Source organism: Tritonibacter multivorans (assembly GCF_001458415.1).
Lineage (GTDB): Bacteria > Pseudomonadota > Alphaproteobacteria > Rhodobacterales > Rhodobacteraceae > Epibacterium > Epibacterium multivorans.
On the sequence record NZ_CYSD01000020.1, the window covers coordinates 33,174 to 47,764 of the forward strand.

The following is a 14,591-nucleotide window of genomic DNA, read 5'->3' on the forward strand; positions in this document are numbered from 1 at the left end:
CGCCTGAGGATCAAGACGGGGCCTGACACAGATTAAACACTGACAGGACACCGAAAATGACCAAGCAAACTCAGGACATCCGGATCAACGACATGCAGGAACTGATCTGCCCCGAAGCGCTCGAGGTGAAGCATCCGCTTACCGATGCGGCGCGCAAAACCGTGCTGGAGGCGCGCGCGCGCATTCAGGACATTCTGCACGGCCGCGACGACCGTCTGGTGGTGGTCGTGGGGCCCTGTTCGGTCCATGACCCAGAGGCCGCGATGGATTATGCCCGCCGCCTCGCGCCGCTGCGCGCGGAACTGGGCGACCGGCTGGAAATCGTCATGCGCGTCTACTTTGAAAAACCGCGCACCATTGCGGGCTGGAAGGGTCTGATCAATGACCCGGATCTGGATGGGTCGTTCCGCATCAATAAGGGCCTGTCCAAGGCGCGCCAGCTGTGTCTGCAGGTGAATGAAATGGGCCTGCCGGTGGGCACCGAATTCCTCGACACCGCTGTGCCGCAGTACCTGGATGATCTGGTGTCCTGGGCGGCGATTGGCGCACGCACCACCGAAAGCCAGATCCACCGCGAGATGGCCTCGGGCCTGTCCTGCCCGGTGGGGTTCAAGAACGGCACCCGTGGCAATGTGCAGATCGCCATTGATGCGGTGCGTTCAGCCGCGACGCCGCATCATTTCATGGCGATGGCGAAATCCGGTCTGGCGGCGATTGCCCATACCTCCGGCAACCCGGATTGCCACATTATCCTGCGTGGCGGTGGCGGCACCAACTTTGACGCGGACAGTGTCGACAAGGCCTGCCGCACGGCGGAAAAAGACGGCATCCGCGGTCAGGTGATGATTGACGCAAGCCACGCGAACTCTGGCAAGGATCCGGAGAAACAGCCCGAGGTGCTGGCAGATGTCGCAGGCCAGATCGCCGTGGGCGATGGCCGCATCACCGGCATTATGATCGAGAGCCACATTGTTGCGGGCCGTCAGGATCTGCCCAAAGACGGTGACCTGTCGAAACTGACCTACGGCCAGTCCGTCACCGATGGCTGCATCGGCTGGGACGACACCGTGGTGCAGCTGCGCAAACTGGCCGAAGCGGTGGAAACCCGCCGCACCGCCAGCGCCCGTCTTGCAGGTTAAGGCTGCCCGGTTCATTAGGTTTTGCGCGCCCCATTCCTCCCCGAGGGGGCGCGCAAGTCTTGGCGGTCGCGCGCTCCTCACGTTGTGCGGCCTCAGACGAGGAGCGCACCCTGCGGGGTGCGCTTTGCTTTTGGTGTGCGCTTTGGCTTGCATTAGGGGCTTTGGCTTCGCATATCCTCTTTGCACCAAAGAGGAATCACAATTGATGCTGCGCGCCCTGTTCTTAGCCGTTTCACTGATGTTGCCGACCCTTGCGCTGGCTGAAACCCGCGTGCCGCAGTCGCAGGCCGAGATCGCCATGGGGTTTGCCCCGGTGGTCAAACAATCTGCCCCTGCGGTTGTGAACATCTACGCCAAGATCGTGCGTCAGGGGCAGACCCGCAGCCCTTTTGCGGGCGATCCCTTCTTTGACGAATTTTTCCGCGGCCTGACCCAGCCACGGCCGCGGGTTCAGAACTCGCTCGGCTCTGGTGTGATCCTGTCGGCGGACGGGCTGGTGGTGTCGAATTACCATGTGGTTGGCATGGCCACCGACATTCGCGTGGTCACCAATGAACGCCGCGAATACCGGGCCGAGGTGATCCTGGCCGACAAGGACAGCGATCTGGCGCTGCTGCGGCTGGAAGGGGCCGAAGACCTGCCGTTTCTGCACCTGCGCGACAGTGACCGCGTCGAGGTCGGAGAGCTGGCGCTTGCGATTGGCAACCCCTTTGGGGTGGGGCAGACCGTGTCGTCGGGGATTATCTCCGGGTTGGCGCGCACTGGCTCCGGCGGCGGGCAGGGGTTTGGGTATTTCATCCAGACCGACGCGCCGATCAACCCCGGCAATTCGGGCGGTGCGCTGATTGATATTCGGGGCGATCTGATCGGGATCAACACCCGTATCCTCAGCCGATCCGGCGGGTCCAATGGCATTGGCTTTGCGATTCCGGCGAATTTGGTCTCTGAATTTTTGCGACAAGCCGAGGTGGGCACCGAGGAATTCCAACGCCCCTGGGCGGGCATGAGCGGGCAAAGCGTGGATTATGATCTGGCGGAAGCCCTGGGGCTAGAGCGCGCCGATGGTATGCTGATTTCCGAGCTTCATGACCAAAGCCCCTTTGCCGAGGCAGGCTTTCGCGTCGGGGATGTGGTGCTGGCCGTGGATGGGTTGTCGGTGACGTCTCCGGCGGAAATGGTGTTTCGCCTGACGGTGGCGGGATTGGGCAATACGGCTGAGGTCACGCGCCTGCGCGCAGGCAAGGTGAGCACTCATGACATTCCGCTGCAGGTCGCACCGGGCGGGGATGAGCTGCGCACGCTAACGCTGAATGATCGCGCCGCGTTGCCGGGGCTGACCGTGGCCGATCTGACGCCCAAGCTGGTGTCGCAGATGCAGTTGCCGCTGGACACCAAAGGCGTGGTTGTCACCGACCCCGGCCCTGTGGCCGCGCGGGTGGGGGTGCAGCCCGGCGATGTGATTTTGGCGGTCAATCGCGCCACGCTGGAACGGGCCGAGGATCTGCCGGATTTCCTGGCGGAAGCGGGCCGGTGGGTCCGTCTGGACGTGCAGCGCCGTGGGCGTCACGTGCAATTGCGGTTCCGGCTCTGATGGCGGATCTCTTCGATAGCGGCGCGCCCAAAGGGATCGACACGCCGGATCCGGGCCGCGCAGCACCGCGCCCGCTGGCGGACCGGTTGCGGCCGCAGTCCCTGGGCGAGGTGATCGGGCAGGAACAGGTGCTGGGGCCAGAGGCGCCGCTGGGTGTCATGCTGGCCGCGGGGTCGCTGTCATCGCTGATTTTCTGGGGGCCGCCGGGGGTGGGCAAGACCACCATTGCGCGGCTGCTGGCGCAGGAAACGGACCTGCATTTTGTGCAGATCTCTGCCATCTTTACCGGCGTGCCGGATCTGAAAAAGGTCTTTGAAGCCGCCAAGGTACGCCGCCAGACCGGGCAGGGCACGCTGCTGTTTGTGGACGAGATCCACCGTTTCAACAAAGCGCAGCAGGACGGGTTTCTGCCGCATATGGAAGACGGCACGATTTTGCTCGTTGGCGCCACAACAGAGAACCCCAGTTTTGAACTGAACGCCGCGGTGCTGTCCCGCTCGCAGGTGCTGGTGCTGGAACGCCTGTCAGACGATGATCTAGAACGGTTGACCGCGCGCGCAGAGGCCGAACTGGGCCGGGCGCTGCCGCTGACGCCCGATGCGCGATCCGCACTTCAGGAAATGGCCGATGGCGATGGGCGGGCGCTCTTGAACCTGATCGAACAGGTTGCGGCGTGGCGTGTCAGTGACCCCCTGGGCCGCGAGGCGCTGTCGACGCGGTTGATGAAACGCGCCGCGAAATACGACAAGTCCGGGGATGAGCATTATAACCTGATTTCGGCGCTGCATAAATCCGTGCGCGGATCAGACCCGGATGCAGCGCTGTATTGGTATGCGCGGATGTTGGAGGGCGGCGAAGACCCCCGCTATCTGGCGCGGCGCTTGACGCGGATGGCGGTGGAAGACATCGCGCTGGCCGACCCGCAGGCGCAGGCGATCTGCCTGCAGGCCTGGGAGACCTATGAACGCCTTGGCAGCCCCGAAGGGGAACTCGCGCTGGCGCAGGCGGTGATCTATCTGGCGCTCGCGCCGAAAACCAATGCGGGCTACATGGCCTATAAGGCGGCGCGGCGGTTGGCAAAACAGACCGGGTCGCTGATGCCGCCCAAACATATCCTCAATGCGCCGACCAAGCTGATGGAGGATCAGGGCTATGGCACGGGCTATGATTACGACCACAACGCGGAAGATGGGTTTTCGGGCCAGAATTACTTCCCGGATGGGATCGAACGGCCGACGCTATATGATCCGGTGGAACGCGGGTTTGAGCGGGATTTGAAAAAACGCGTCGAGTATTTCGCCAAACTGCGCGCGCAGCGGGGCGGCTAGGGCCTATCCCAACACCCGCACCCATGTGCCCATGCCGGCCATATGGTGGCCCAGCATATGGCAGTGAAACAGCCAGTCGCCGGGGTTATGGGCCTGAAAGGCGATGTCGCGGGTGTCCCCCGGTTGCATCAACAGCGTATCGCGCAGGGGGCCAAGCTGGCCATCCGGCAGCACCTCGGCAAAATGCATGCCGTGCAGATGCATCGCATGCGGCCAACGGGTGGTGTTGCGCAGGGTCACGCGGATGGTTTCGCCAAGGTTGGCGGTGACCAGCGGCTCGGCGGGGCGGCCCACATGGCCGTTGAAGGCCCAGAACTTGCCGATTTGCGCCAAGGCCCGCCCGTCGAGTGCGACGCCATCCAGCTGTGCCTTTTGCAGCCAAGCCATGGCGCCACCTTCCATGGTCAGATCGACGTTGCGAGCCTGTGTCAGGTCAATCGGGAAGTCGGGGTTTGGCGGCAGAGGGGGCGGCGCGGGGCGCGCTGTGCCTGCGCCCGAGACCAGAAAACGCGCCTGCTCAAACCCGCCGTCGCGGTCGAAATGGATCAGAAAGGCATCTTCGCCTGCGGCGGCGGTCACATCGACAAACAGGTCAACGCGTTGCGCCGGGGCGAGCGTGATGCGGTCAGGTAGGTTCTGCGGCGCAGGTAACGGCATCCCATCCAGCGCCATGATCCAGCCGCGCAGCCCTTGCAGCCCCAGCGTGAAAATCCGCGCATTGGCGCTGTTGATGAGGCGCAGGCGCAGGCGGTTGCCTTGTTGGACCGGATAGGCGGCCTGCATCGTGCCATTGGTCAGCAGCACATTGCCCAAGCGCCCGCCGTGCGACAGGTCGTGGCCATTGTCGAAGCCCTCGGAAATCGCGGCCTCGCGGGTCAGGCGCATGTCGTCGAGCATTAGGGTCAGGTCCTGATCCACATCCGGGGCTTCGGCCTCATTGACAATCAGCGGCCCTTGGAGGCCGCGTTCGACCTGCTCGATCGCCTGCGCGTGGGAGTGATACCAATAGGTGCCCGCGTCGGGCAGGGCGAAATCATAGTCAAAGCGCGCGCCGGGGGCGATCGGGTCCTGCGTGATGCCGGGCACGCCGTCCATCGTGTTCTGGATCCGGATGCCATGCCAGTGCAGCGCGCTGGGCTGAGGCAGGTCGTTCTGGACCGTGACCCGCAGCCGGTCCCCTTGGGCCGCATGCAGGGCCTCACCGGGCAGGCGGCCATTGATGGTCCAAAGATCAGTGGCAGGATAGCCCTCGGGCGCGATCTGCTGTGTTGAGGGCATCAGGCGCAGCAGCTGCGGCGTCCCATTGGCCTGCGCCAGGGACGGAAAGGCGGGCAGGGTCGCCATCCCGGCGAGAATCTGGCGGCGGCTGAGGCGCGGTTGTGGCATGTGGGCTTCCTTTGGTTTCCCAAAAACACTAGGCGCGGCGGGGCAAAGGGCAACCCGTCCACCCACTGGAAGCTTTGCAGAAACTGCAGCGCCGCCCTGCATAAGAGGTGCCAACGGCCCGGCACGCTTGACATCTTCCCCCCGGCGGGCGAAGGGCGGCATATGTTTATGTCTGTTCTTCAAGTGGCCCTTGGCGGCGCGATTGGCGCAAGCCTGCGATACCTCGCCGGTGTTGGCGTGCTGCGCGCGCTGGGGGCGGGGCCGTTTCCCGTGGCGGTGCTGGGGTGCAATATCCTCGGCTCGTTCCTGATGGGCGTCTTTGTGGTGGTGGCGGCGCAACGCGGTCTGACCCATCTGTCGCCTTTTGTGATGACCGGGATCCTGGGTGGGTTCACCACCTTTTCGGCCTTTTCGCTTGAGACCATGACCTTGATGGAGCGCGGTGACATTGCCCCCGCGCTTCTATATGTTGCCCTGTCTGTGGGCCTGTCCGTTGGTGGGCTGGCCTTGGGGTTGATGGCTGCCAGAGGAGTCCTGCTATGAGCGGCGTGCAAATGATTACCGTCACCGAAGACGATGGCGGCCAGCGCCTGGACCGGTGGCTGCGGCGGCTGTTTCCCCATGTGAATCAGGGGCGTGTTGAAAAGATGTGCCGCAAAGGCGAACTGCGCGTGGACGGGGGCCGGGTGAAGGCCAACACCCGTGTGGAAACCGGACAGGTCGTGCGCGTGCCGCCGCTGCCTGCAACGGATCTGAAACCGGCAGAGCCGCGCGAGATGAAGATCTCGGACGCGGATGCAAAGATGATGCGCGACGCGGTGATCTATAAAGATGACGATGTGATCGCGATCAACAAACCGGCGGGTCTGGCGGTGCAGGGCGGATCCGGCACCACCAAACATGTCGATGGCCTGTCGGCGGCCTTGCAGTTTGATGCGGAAGAAAAACCGCGTCTGGTGCACCGTCTGGACAAGGACACATCCGGCGTTCTGGTGCTGGCGCGCACCCGCAAGGCAGCCCAAGGGCTGACCGCGGCCTTCCGTCACAAAGACACCCGCAAGATCTACTGGGCCTTGGTGGCGGGTGTGCCGACGCCCTATCTGGGTGAGATCAAGACCGGTCTGGTCAAGGCTGGTGGTCACGGCAAATCGGGCGAGGGCGAGAAGATGATCGCCGTGCACCCCGATGAGATCCGCGACACGCCCGGTGCAAAACGGGCGCATACCTATTACGCGACCCTCTACCGTGTGGCGAGCCGCGCCAGCTGGGTTGCGATGGAGCCGATCACCGGCCGCACCCACCAGCTGCGGGCGCATATGGCGGGGCTGGGTCATCCGATCATTGGCGACGGCAAATATGGTGGCTCGGGTCAGGAAAACCTTGGCGATGGCTGGGGCGCGCAGATTGGCGGGATTATCTCCAAGAAACTGCACCTGCACGCGCGCCGTCTGCAGTTCCAGCATCCGGTGACACAGAAGGTCATCACCGTGGAGGCCGAGCTGCCGAGCCATATGAAAGAAAGCTGGGACACCTTTGGCTGGGAGCCCTGCATGGCCGCCGACGACCCGTTTGAAACCCTGTTCTAACCAGCGCGGGGGCTTGGCATGACGGGCACGCCGCTGAAGCTGGTTCTGTTTGACGTCGATGGCACCCTGGTGGACAGCCAGGGCACCATTGTCGCCTGTATGGCGCAGGCGTTTGCGGCCGAAGGCGTGATAGCGCCCACACGGGAGGAGATCCTGTCGATTGTGGGCCTGTCCTTGCCACAGGCGCTGGCGCAACTTGCGCCCGCGCAGTCCGAGGCCGTGCAGGCGCAGATCGTCGAAGGTTACAAGATTGCTTACAAGGCCACGCGGGAACGCATGGGGCCGGATCATTCACCGCTTTATCCCGGTGCGCGGGCCTGTCTGGAGGCGCTGCACAGCGTGCCGGAATTTCTGCTGGGGGTGGCCACGGGCAAATCCCAGCGCGGGCTTGATGGGCTGATCGACGGGCATGGGCTGCATATGTTTGTGACCCGGCAGGTGGCGGATCATCACCCGTCGAAACCGCATCCCAGCATGGTGCTGACAGCGCTGACAGAGACCGGCGTGCAGCCCGAACACTGCGTGATGATTGGCGACACCACCTTTGACATGCAAATGGGCCGGGCCGCCGGTGTCACCACCATTGGCGTCGACTGGGGCTATCACCCGTCGGGGCGTTTGGACGGCGACTATCTGATCTCTGACTACAGCGCGCTGCTGCCGCTGTTGAACGATATATGGAAAGACTGACGACATGAGCGAGTGGAAACAGAAACGGTTCTGGAAAGAAGTCTCTGTGGTGGAAGAGGCGCGCGGCTTTGCCGTGGCGCTGGATGGGCGCAAGGTCAAGACGCCTGCGAAATCCGCACTGGTGGTGCCGACCCGCAAAATGGCCGAGGCCATTGCCGCAGAATGGGACGCGCAGGACGAGGGCGTGGACCCGCTGACCATGCCGTTTACCCGATCGGCCAATGCGTCGATCGACAAGGTGACGGTGCAGTTTGCCGAGGTCGCCGACATGCTGGCCGAATATGGCGACAGTGACCTTCTGTGTTACCGCGCCGATGGCCCCGAAGGGCTGGTGGCCCGTCAGGCCGAGGTCTGGGACCCGCTGCTGGACTGGGGGGCAGAGGCGCTGGGCGCACGGCTGGAGCCGCGCACCGGCATTCTGCACGAAGGTCAGGACGCGGCGGCTCTTGCAGCTTTGCGAAAGCGGGTCCACGGGTTCACCGCCTTTGAACTGGCGGCCTTTCATGACCTCGTTGGGATTTCCGGATCACTGATTCTTGGTTTTGCAGCGGCACTTGATCATCTGGAAGTTGATGCGCTGTGGGAAGCTTCCCGTTTGGACGAACGTTGGCAGGAAGAACAGTGGGGCATTGATGAAGAAGCGCGCAGCATGGAGGGTGAAAAGAAAAAGAGTTTCGCCCATGCAGTGGCCTTCTTCCGCAGCTGTTCTGAATAGCCCTGCGCAAGAATCTTCGAATGCTTGGCGCTAACACGCTGAAAAGGAGAAGGTTCTTGCAAAAAAAATCGGGCATGAGATTGGATCCCAAAATCTGATCAAACTTTGTGAGGGCAGCATCATTTCCAGTGATGCTGCCCTTGACCTTTCCGGGAGAATGCGCTCAGACTTCCCTCGCGGCTTGGCTCAATCACGCCGCATCCTGTCGCAAATGTGCTTGCTTCGCTGAAACCCCAACACCGGGCAATTGCAGGCAAGTCAGGGGCGAAGGGGAAAATCACCACCGATACAGGTGGGACCACAGGAAGAGGTAAAAATGAAGAAATCCTACATTCTGGGCGCGCTGACCGTTGCGACCCTGTCCGCTGGTGCAGCTGCGGCTGGCACCCTGGACGATGTAAAAGCACGCGACAAACTGCAGTGCGGCGTCAACACCGGCCTGGTCGGGTTTGCATCCCCTGATGCAAACGGCGAATGGCAAGGCTTTGACGTGGCTGTTTGCCGCGCGATCGCAGCTGCGGTTCTGGGCGACAGCTCCAAGGTCGAGTTCATCTCCACCACCGGTAAGACCCGCTTCACCGCGCTGGCTTCCGGCGAGATCGACGTTCTGGCGCGTAACACCACTTGGACCTTCTCGCGCGATGTTGACCTGAAGTTCGAATTCACCGGCGTGAACTACTACGACGGTCAAGGCTTCATGGTTCCCAAAGATCTGGGCGTGTCCTCTGCGAAGGAACTGGACGGTGCAACCGTTTGTATCCAGACCGGCACCACCACCGAGCTGAACCTGGCGGACTTCTTCCGCGCCAACAACATCTCTTACGAGCCGGTTCCGATCGAAACCGATTCTGAGGCGCAGCAGCAGTATCTGGCCGGTGCATGTGACACCTACACCACCGACGCATCTGGTCTGGCCGCAACCCGCGCGACCTTCGACGATCCGGGCGCGCATGTTGTTCTGCCGGAAATCGTTTCCAAAGAGCCGCTGGGCCCGCTGGTCCGTCATGGCGACGCAGAGTGGGGCGACATTGTCCGCTGGACTCTGAACGCGCTGATCGCAGCTGAAGAGCTGGGCGTGACCTCTGCAAATGTTGCTGAGCTGTCTTCGGGCACCGGTAACCCGGAAATCAACCGCCTGCTGGGGACCGAAGGCACCCTGGGCGAGATGCTGGGTCTGGACGCAGAATGGGCCAAGCGCGCGATCATGGTCTCCGGCAACTACGGTGAGATCTTTGCCAAGAACATCGGTGTCGACACACCGGTTGGTCTGGCACGCGGCCTGAACGCACAGTGGACCGAAGGTGGTCTGCTCTACGCTCCGCCGTTCCGTTAATTTGACCTTCGGGGAAGGGCGCGGTTTCACACCGCGCCCTTTCTGCAAGTAAGTGCTGCGCGCCGTGCAGAGTGGGGCAAACCTCACCAAGATCCGCGCGACAGACCACGGGGATAATCTTATATGTCGACTTTGACCGACCCGCCGAAAGACAACTTTCGGCTGTCCATGCTGTTCAACGACACCCGCTACAGATCACTGACCTTCCAGGCCATTGCGGCCATACTGGTTGCGCTGTCGATCTTTTATCTGGGGTCCAACCTGCTGACCAACTTGGAAGAAGCAGGTCTGAACATCTCTTTTGCGTTCTTCCAGAACCCGGCTGGTTACGATATCAACCAGCGTCTGGTTGAATATAGCAGCCAATCCAGCCACGGCCGTGCCGCCCTTGTGGGCGCGCTGAACACACTGCTGGTCGCCTTCCTGGCCTGTATCACCGCCACCATCTTCGGGGTGGTTGCCGGTGTTCTGCGCCTGTCGAAGAACTGGCTGATTTCCAAGCTGATGGCTGTCTACGTCGAGATCTTCCGGAACATTCCGGTGCTGATCTGGATCATCATCATCTTCACCATCATGACCGCTGTCATGCCCGCACCGCGCGCGTTCCGGGGCGACGATGCCACGGCCTCGATGCTGTTGGACATGTTCGCCTTCACCAACCGCGGCGTCTACATTCCGATGCCGTACTTTGAGCATGGCCTCTTTGCCAGCGCCCAGGGCAATTGGCTGTTGGTGATTGCGGGGCTGATCGGGTCTTTCTTTGGTGCGCGTGCGATCAACCGCTGGGCCGCTGCCAAACAGGAAGCCACCGGCGAGCGTCCGAAAACCCTGCTGCCGCTCCTGGCGGTCTGGTTTGTGCCGCTGATCGTCTTGATGTTCGTCCTGGGACTGGCGTGGGAACTGCCTGCGCTCAAGGGGTTTAACTTCAAAGGCGGTATCAAGGTCGGCGGTCCGCTGATCGCACTGTGGTTCGCGCTGTCGATTTACACCGGGGCTTTCATTGCGGAAAACGTCCGTGCCGGTATTCAGGCTGTGTCCAAGGGCCAGACCGAGGCCGCCGCAGCGCTGGGTCTGCGCCCAAGCCGCGTGATGAACCTGGTGGTTCTGCCGCAGGCGCTGCGGGTGATCATTCCGCCGCTGATCTCGCATTACCTGAACATCACCAAGAACTCCTCTCTGGCGATTGTTGTGGGCTATGCGGACATTACCGCGACCCTGGGTGGCATTACGCTGAACCAGACCGGCCGGGCGATTGAGTGCGTGCTTTTGCTGATGGCGTTCTACCTCACCGTGTCACTGGTCACATCGCTGGTGATGAACTTCTACAACGCATCCGTGAAGCTGAAGGAGCGCTGAGATGAGCGAACAAAATTCCGTCGCCTTCGTCGCCACCGAAAGCATCCCGCCGTCGCCGCCGCCTGCCAACCAGACGGGCGTGGTCAAATGGCTGCGCGAGAACCTGTTCTCCAACTGGCAGAGCAGCCTCCTGACGCTGGTGTCGCTCTATCTGATCTATGTGATCCTGAGCACCTTCCTGCCGTGGGTTTTGAACGGGGTCTGGACCACGTCGAGCCTGACTGAATGTCGCGAGGTTCTGGAGGGCCGCTTTGGGGCCTGTTTCTCGGTCCTGACCGAGCGCTGGAACCAGCTGCTGTTTGGCTTCAACTATCCCAGCGACCAATACTGGCGTCCGACACTGGCCTTTGTGTTCATGTTGATCGCCATTGCTCCGGTGCTGTTCTTTGACCTGCCGCGCAAGATGCTGGCGTTCACCGTGGCCTATCCCTTTGTCGCCTTCTGGCTGATCTGGGGTGGCACCATTATGGCGCCGATCGTGGCCTTTTTGGGCTGTGCGGCTGCGGCGTTTGTGTTTGGCGCTTACGGCAAGAACAACTTTGCCCTTGGGTTTATCGGCGCCATCGTTGCGGCCTTTGCGGTCTGGATCATTGGCACGATGCTGATCCCTGATGGGGCCAATGAGGGCGCATGGCTGGAACATGTCCCGTCGCGTGACCTTGGTGGCTTTATGCTGAACATGATGCTGGGCGTCACCTGTGTGTCGCTGTCGATCCCGCTGGGCATTGCCCTGGCGCTGGGCCGTCAGTCGAACATGCCGCTGATCAAGGGCATGTGCGTGATCTTCATTGAGTTCGTCCGGGGCGTGCCGCTGATCACGCTGTTGTTTGTGGCGTCCGTGATGCTGAGCTACTTCTTCCCGCCGGATGCAAACGTCGACCTGTTTGTGCGCGTTGTGATCATGATGACCCTGTTCTCTGCGGCCTATGTGGCCGAGGTGATCCGGGGTGGTCTGGCCGCTTTGCCAAAGGGGCAGTACGAGGCAGCTGACAGTCTGGGTCTGGATTACCCGCAGGCCATGCGCCTGATCATCCTGCCGCAGGCACTGAAGATCTCTATTCCGGGCATCGTGAACGTTGCTGTGGGTCTGTTCAAAGACACCACGCTGGTTTCCGTGATCTCGCTCTTTGATCTGGTCGGCATGATCCGTGGCCCGATCCTGGGCGGGTCTGCTGAATGGAATGGCGTCTACTGGGAGCTTTGGGGCTTTGCGGCCTTGCTGTTCTTCGTCGTCTGCTACGGCATCTCTCAATATTCTCAGTGGCTGGAGCGTCGTCTCGCCACCGATCACCACTAAGGAGTTCAAGATATGTCTGAACTGGCAATCGAACGCGAAATCGACCGCTCCAAGATGCAGGTCTCGGATGAGGTCGCGATCCAAATCTCTGGCATGAACAAGTGGTACGGATCGTTCCACGTGCTGCGGGATATCAACCTGACCGTCAATCGCGGCGAGCGGATCGTGATTGCGGGCCCGTCCGGGTCCGGTAAATCCACCCTGATCCGCTGCTTGAACGCGCTGGAAGAACACCAGCAGGGGCAGATCATTGTTGATGGGACCGAGCTGACCTCGGACCTGAAAAACATCGACAAGATCCGGTCCGAGGTTGGCATGTGCTTTCAGCACTTCAACCTGTTCCCGCATCTGACCATTCTGGAAAACTGCACGCTGGCGCCGATCTGGGTCCGTAAGGTTCCCAAGAAAGAAGCCGAAGAACGCGCGATGCATTTCCTTGAGAAGGTGAAGATCCCCGATCAGGCGCATAAATATCCGGGCATGCTGTCCGGTGGTCAGCAGCAGCGTGTGGCGATCGCGCGGTCCCTGTGCATGATGCCGCGCATTATGCTGTTTGATGAACCGACCTCGGCGCTGGATCCGGAGATGATCAAAGAGGTGCTCGACACCATGATCGAACTGGCGGAAGAGGGCATGACCATGCTGTGCGTGACCCACGAGATGGGCTTTGCCCGTCAGGTGGCAAACCGCGTGATCTTCATGGCGGACGGTCAGATTGTGGAGCAGAACGAACCGGAAGAGTTCTTCAACAACCCGCAGTCCGAACGCACCCAGCAGTTCCTGAGCCAGATTCTGGGCCACTAAGGCGGTCCCTGATTTAGGCTCCTGAAAAAGACGCAACGAAAAGGCCGGTTTTGTCCGGCCTTTTTCTTTTTTGGTCGCATCCAGACTTGTTCCACCCGCGCAGCGCTGCCAGAAGGAGGCGTTCTCAGGGCGGGGCGAAATTCCCCACCGGCGGTAAGCAGCAATGTAAGCCCGCGAGCGCCTCGGGCACTGCCCGGGGGTCAGCAGATCAGGTGCAACTCCTGAGCCGACGGTAACAGTCCGGATGGAAGAGAGACAGCGCGCGGCGCAGGCAACTGGTTCTTTGGACCGGACGCATGGGCCCGCGTGTAATCGCCTTGGGTGTCGTGTCACATGCACAGGAGATTACCGATGACACAAACCCGATACGCATTCATCAAAGCCGGCTGGCATGCCGATATTGTCGATCAGGCGCTGGTTGGCTTTCAGGAGCTGATCCCGGCCGATCAGATTGATGTCTTTGACGTCCCCGGCGCCTTTGAAATGCCGCTGATGGCGCGCGATCTGGCGCGCTCTGGCCGCTATGCAGCTGTGGCCGCAGCGGCGCTGGTGGTGGATGGTGGCATCTATCGCCATGACTTTGTGGCCCAAGCCGTGGTCGATGGCCTGATGCGCGCGGGGCTGGACAGTGACGTGCCGGTTCTGTCGGTGTCGCTGACCCCGCATCACTTCCAAGAGACCGCGCATCACATTGCGATCTACCGCGACCATTTCGTCCAGAAGGGCCGCGAGGCGGCGCAGGCGGCGCTGAAGATCACCGAGACCCGCCGCCTGATCGCGCAATAATGTCAGCGCAGGGAAGCTGGGCTTCGCGCCTGGCTTCCTGCTATGCTCTGGGTTGAAATCAACTGGGAGCTTCACCGTGAGTGACGAGCGATACATTGTGACCGCAGCCGAGATTGCGGCTGCTGAAGGCACAGCCAAAACCCATTTTCTGAATGATGGTGCCAAGCGCGCCAATATCTCGCTTGGGGATATGACGGGCCTGACGGGCCTTGGGTTTCATCTTATTGAGGTGCAGCCGGGGTTCGAGAGCACCGAATACCATGTGCACCACCACGAGGACGAATGCACCTTTGTTCTGTCTGGTTCTGGCGAGGTGGTGATTGGTGACGAGACCCATGCCATTGGGCCTGGCGATTTCATTGGCTACCGGGCGGGCGGGCTGGCGCATACGATGAAGAACACCGGCAGTGACGTTCTGCGCTGTATTGTGGTGGGCCAGCGGCTGGACCACGACGTGGCGGATTATCCCAATAAAGGTAAGCGCATCTTCCGCAATCAGGGGCTGCCCTGGACCCTTGTGAATCACGATGCGCTGGAAGAATTGGGCGGGACCGTCGGCAAGAAATAAACGGTTCTAAAA

The 14,591-nt window shown here is 61.5% G+C and carries 14 protein-coding genes and 1 riboswitch; of the genes, 13 read left to right on the top strand and 1 reads right to left on the bottom strand.

Translation table 11 applies throughout. The annotated features are described in order from the left end of the window. The first annotated feature begins 56 nt into the window (after positions 1-56). The 3 genes from TRM7557_RS06940 to TRM7557_RS06950 all read left to right on the top strand — a co-directional run bounded on the left by TRM7557_RS06940 (position 57) and on the right by TRM7557_RS06950 (position 4,058). Positions 57-1,139 carry a 3-deoxy-7-phosphoheptulonate synthase gene (locus TRM7557_RS06940; protein WP_058289498.1) on the top strand — a complete coding sequence of 361 codons (1,083 nt, stop codon included), beginning with the start codon at positions 57-59 and terminating at the stop codon, positions 1,137-1,139. A 205-nt stretch (positions 1,140-1,344) separates the two neighbouring features. Next, positions 1,345-2,730, top strand: a complete 1,386-nt coding sequence (locus TRM7557_RS06945; RefSeq protein ID WP_058289499.1) for a trypsin-like peptidase domain-containing protein — start codon at positions 1,345-1,347, stop codon at positions 2,728-2,730. Next, entirely contained in the window at positions 2,730-4,058 is a 1,329-nt protein-coding gene (locus TRM7557_RS06950; protein ID WP_058289500.1) for a replication-associated recombination protein A, read from the top strand. The genes TRM7557_RS06945 and TRM7557_RS06950 overlap by 1 nt, the downstream gene beginning before the upstream one ends. A 3-nt stretch (positions 4,059-4,061) precedes the next feature. On the opposite strand, the gene TRM7557_RS06955 is transcribed toward TRM7557_RS06950, so the two are convergent. Continuing rightward, a complete protein-coding gene (locus TRM7557_RS06955; RefSeq protein ID WP_058289501.1) occupies positions 4,062-5,444 on the bottom strand; it encodes a multicopper oxidase family protein in 1,383 nt (460 codons plus the stop codon). 162 nt (positions 5,445-5,606) lie between these two features. On the opposite strand from TRM7557_RS06955, the gene crcB reads away from it, so the two are divergent. The 10 genes from crcB (at position 5,607) to TRM7557_RS07005 (ending at position 14,579) form a co-directional block, all read left to right on the top strand. After that, positions 5,607-5,987 carry a fluoride efflux transporter CrcB gene (crcB, locus tag TRM7557_RS06960; protein WP_058289502.1) on the top strand — a complete coding sequence of 127 codons (381 nt, stop codon included), beginning with the start codon at positions 5,607-5,609 and terminating at the stop codon, positions 5,985-5,987. Then, complete coding sequence (locus TRM7557_RS06965) at positions 5,984-7,030, top strand: RluA family pseudouridine synthase (RefSeq protein WP_058289503.1); 1,047 nt, start codon at positions 5,984-5,986, stop codon at positions 7,028-7,030. The genes crcB and TRM7557_RS06965 overlap by 4 nt, the downstream gene beginning before the upstream one ends. An 18-nt stretch (positions 7,031-7,048) precedes the next feature. Beyond that, positions 7,049-7,720, top strand: coding sequence for an HAD-IA family hydrolase (locus TRM7557_RS06970; protein ID WP_058289504.1), 672 nt, complete (start codon positions 7,049-7,051; stop codon positions 7,718-7,720). A 4-nt stretch (positions 7,721-7,724) separates the two neighbouring features. Continuing rightward, entirely contained in the window at positions 7,725-8,435 is a 711-nt protein-coding gene (locus tag TRM7557_RS06975) for an ATP12 family chaperone protein (protein ID WP_058289505.1), read from the top strand. 316 nt (positions 8,436-8,751) lie between these two features. Further along, positions 8,752-9,768: an amino acid ABC transporter substrate-binding protein gene (locus TRM7557_RS06980; RefSeq protein WP_058289506.1), complete on the top strand. Its 1,017-nt coding sequence runs from the start codon at positions 8,752-8,754 to the stop codon at positions 9,766-9,768. A gap of 123 nt (positions 9,769-9,891) precedes the next feature. Further along, positions 9,892-11,124, top strand: coding sequence for an amino acid ABC transporter permease (locus TRM7557_RS06985; RefSeq protein ID WP_058289507.1), 1,233 nt, complete (start codon positions 9,892-9,894; stop codon positions 11,122-11,124). 1 nt (position 11,125) lies between these two features. Beyond that, positions 11,126-12,421 (top strand): amino acid ABC transporter permease, encoded by a 1,296-nt coding sequence (locus TRM7557_RS06990; RefSeq protein ID WP_058289508.1) that lies wholly within the window; start codon positions 11,126-11,128, stop codon positions 12,419-12,421. Positions 12,422-12,433: 12 nt separating this feature from the next. Next, on the top strand, positions 12,434-13,225 hold the full coding sequence (locus tag TRM7557_RS06995) for an amino acid ABC transporter ATP-binding protein (protein ID WP_058289509.1): 792 nt from the start codon (positions 12,434-12,436) through the stop codon (positions 13,223-13,225). 116 nt (positions 13,226-13,341) lie between these two features. Further along, positions 13,342-13,485, top strand: a riboswitch (FMN riboswitch). A gap of 91 nt (positions 13,486-13,576) precedes the next feature. Next, positions 13,577-14,011 (top strand): 6,7-dimethyl-8-ribityllumazine synthase, encoded by a 435-nt coding sequence (locus TRM7557_RS07000; protein ID WP_058289510.1) that lies wholly within the window; start codon positions 13,577-13,579, stop codon positions 14,009-14,011. Positions 14,012-14,087: 76 nt separating this feature from the next. Continuing rightward, positions 14,088-14,579, top strand: coding sequence for a cupin domain-containing protein (locus TRM7557_RS07005; protein WP_058289511.1), 492 nt, complete (start codon positions 14,088-14,090; stop codon positions 14,577-14,579). Positions 14,580-14,591: the final 12 nt, after the last annotated feature.

Coding starts and splice junctions, on each gene's coding strand:
- TRM7557_RS06950 (WP_058289500.1), top strand. CDS start 2,730: ATGGCGGATCTCTTCGATAGCGGCGCGCCCAAAGGGATCGACACGCCG.
- TRM7557_RS06985 (WP_058289507.1), top strand. CDS start 9,892: ATGTCGACTTTGACCGACCCGCCGAAAGACAACTTTCGGCTGTCCATG.
- crcB (WP_058289502.1), top strand. CDS start 5,607: ATGTTTATGTCTGTTCTTCAAGTGGCCCTTGGCGGCGCGATTGGCGCA.
- TRM7557_RS06990 (WP_058289508.1), top strand. CDS start 11,126: ATGAGCGAACAAAATTCCGTCGCCTTCGTCGCCACCGAAAGCATCCCG.
- TRM7557_RS06970 (WP_058289504.1), top strand. CDS start 7,049: ATGACGGGCACGCCGCTGAAGCTGGTTCTGTTTGACGTCGATGGCACC.
- TRM7557_RS07000 (WP_058289510.1), top strand. CDS start 13,577: ATGACACAAACCCGATACGCATTCATCAAAGCCGGCTGGCATGCCGAT.
- TRM7557_RS06940 (WP_058289498.1), top strand. CDS start 57: ATGACCAAGCAAACTCAGGACATCCGGATCAACGACATGCAGGAACTG.
- TRM7557_RS06995 (WP_058289509.1), top strand. CDS start 12,434: ATGTCTGAACTGGCAATCGAACGCGAAATCGACCGCTCCAAGATGCAG.
- TRM7557_RS06975 (WP_058289505.1), top strand. CDS start 7,725: ATGAGCGAGTGGAAACAGAAACGGTTCTGGAAAGAAGTCTCTGTGGTG.
- TRM7557_RS06965 (WP_058289503.1), top strand. CDS start 5,984: ATGAGCGGCGTGCAAATGATTACCGTCACCGAAGACGATGGCGGCCAG.
- TRM7557_RS06955 (WP_058289501.1), bottom strand. CDS start 5,444: ATGCCACAACCGCGCCTCAGCCGCCGCCAGATTCTCGCCGGGATGGCG.
- TRM7557_RS06945 (WP_058289499.1), top strand. CDS start 1,345: ATGCTGCGCGCCCTGTTCTTAGCCGTTTCACTGATGTTGCCGACCCTT.
- TRM7557_RS06980 (WP_058289506.1), top strand. CDS start 8,752: ATGAAGAAATCCTACATTCTGGGCGCGCTGACCGTTGCGACCCTGTCC.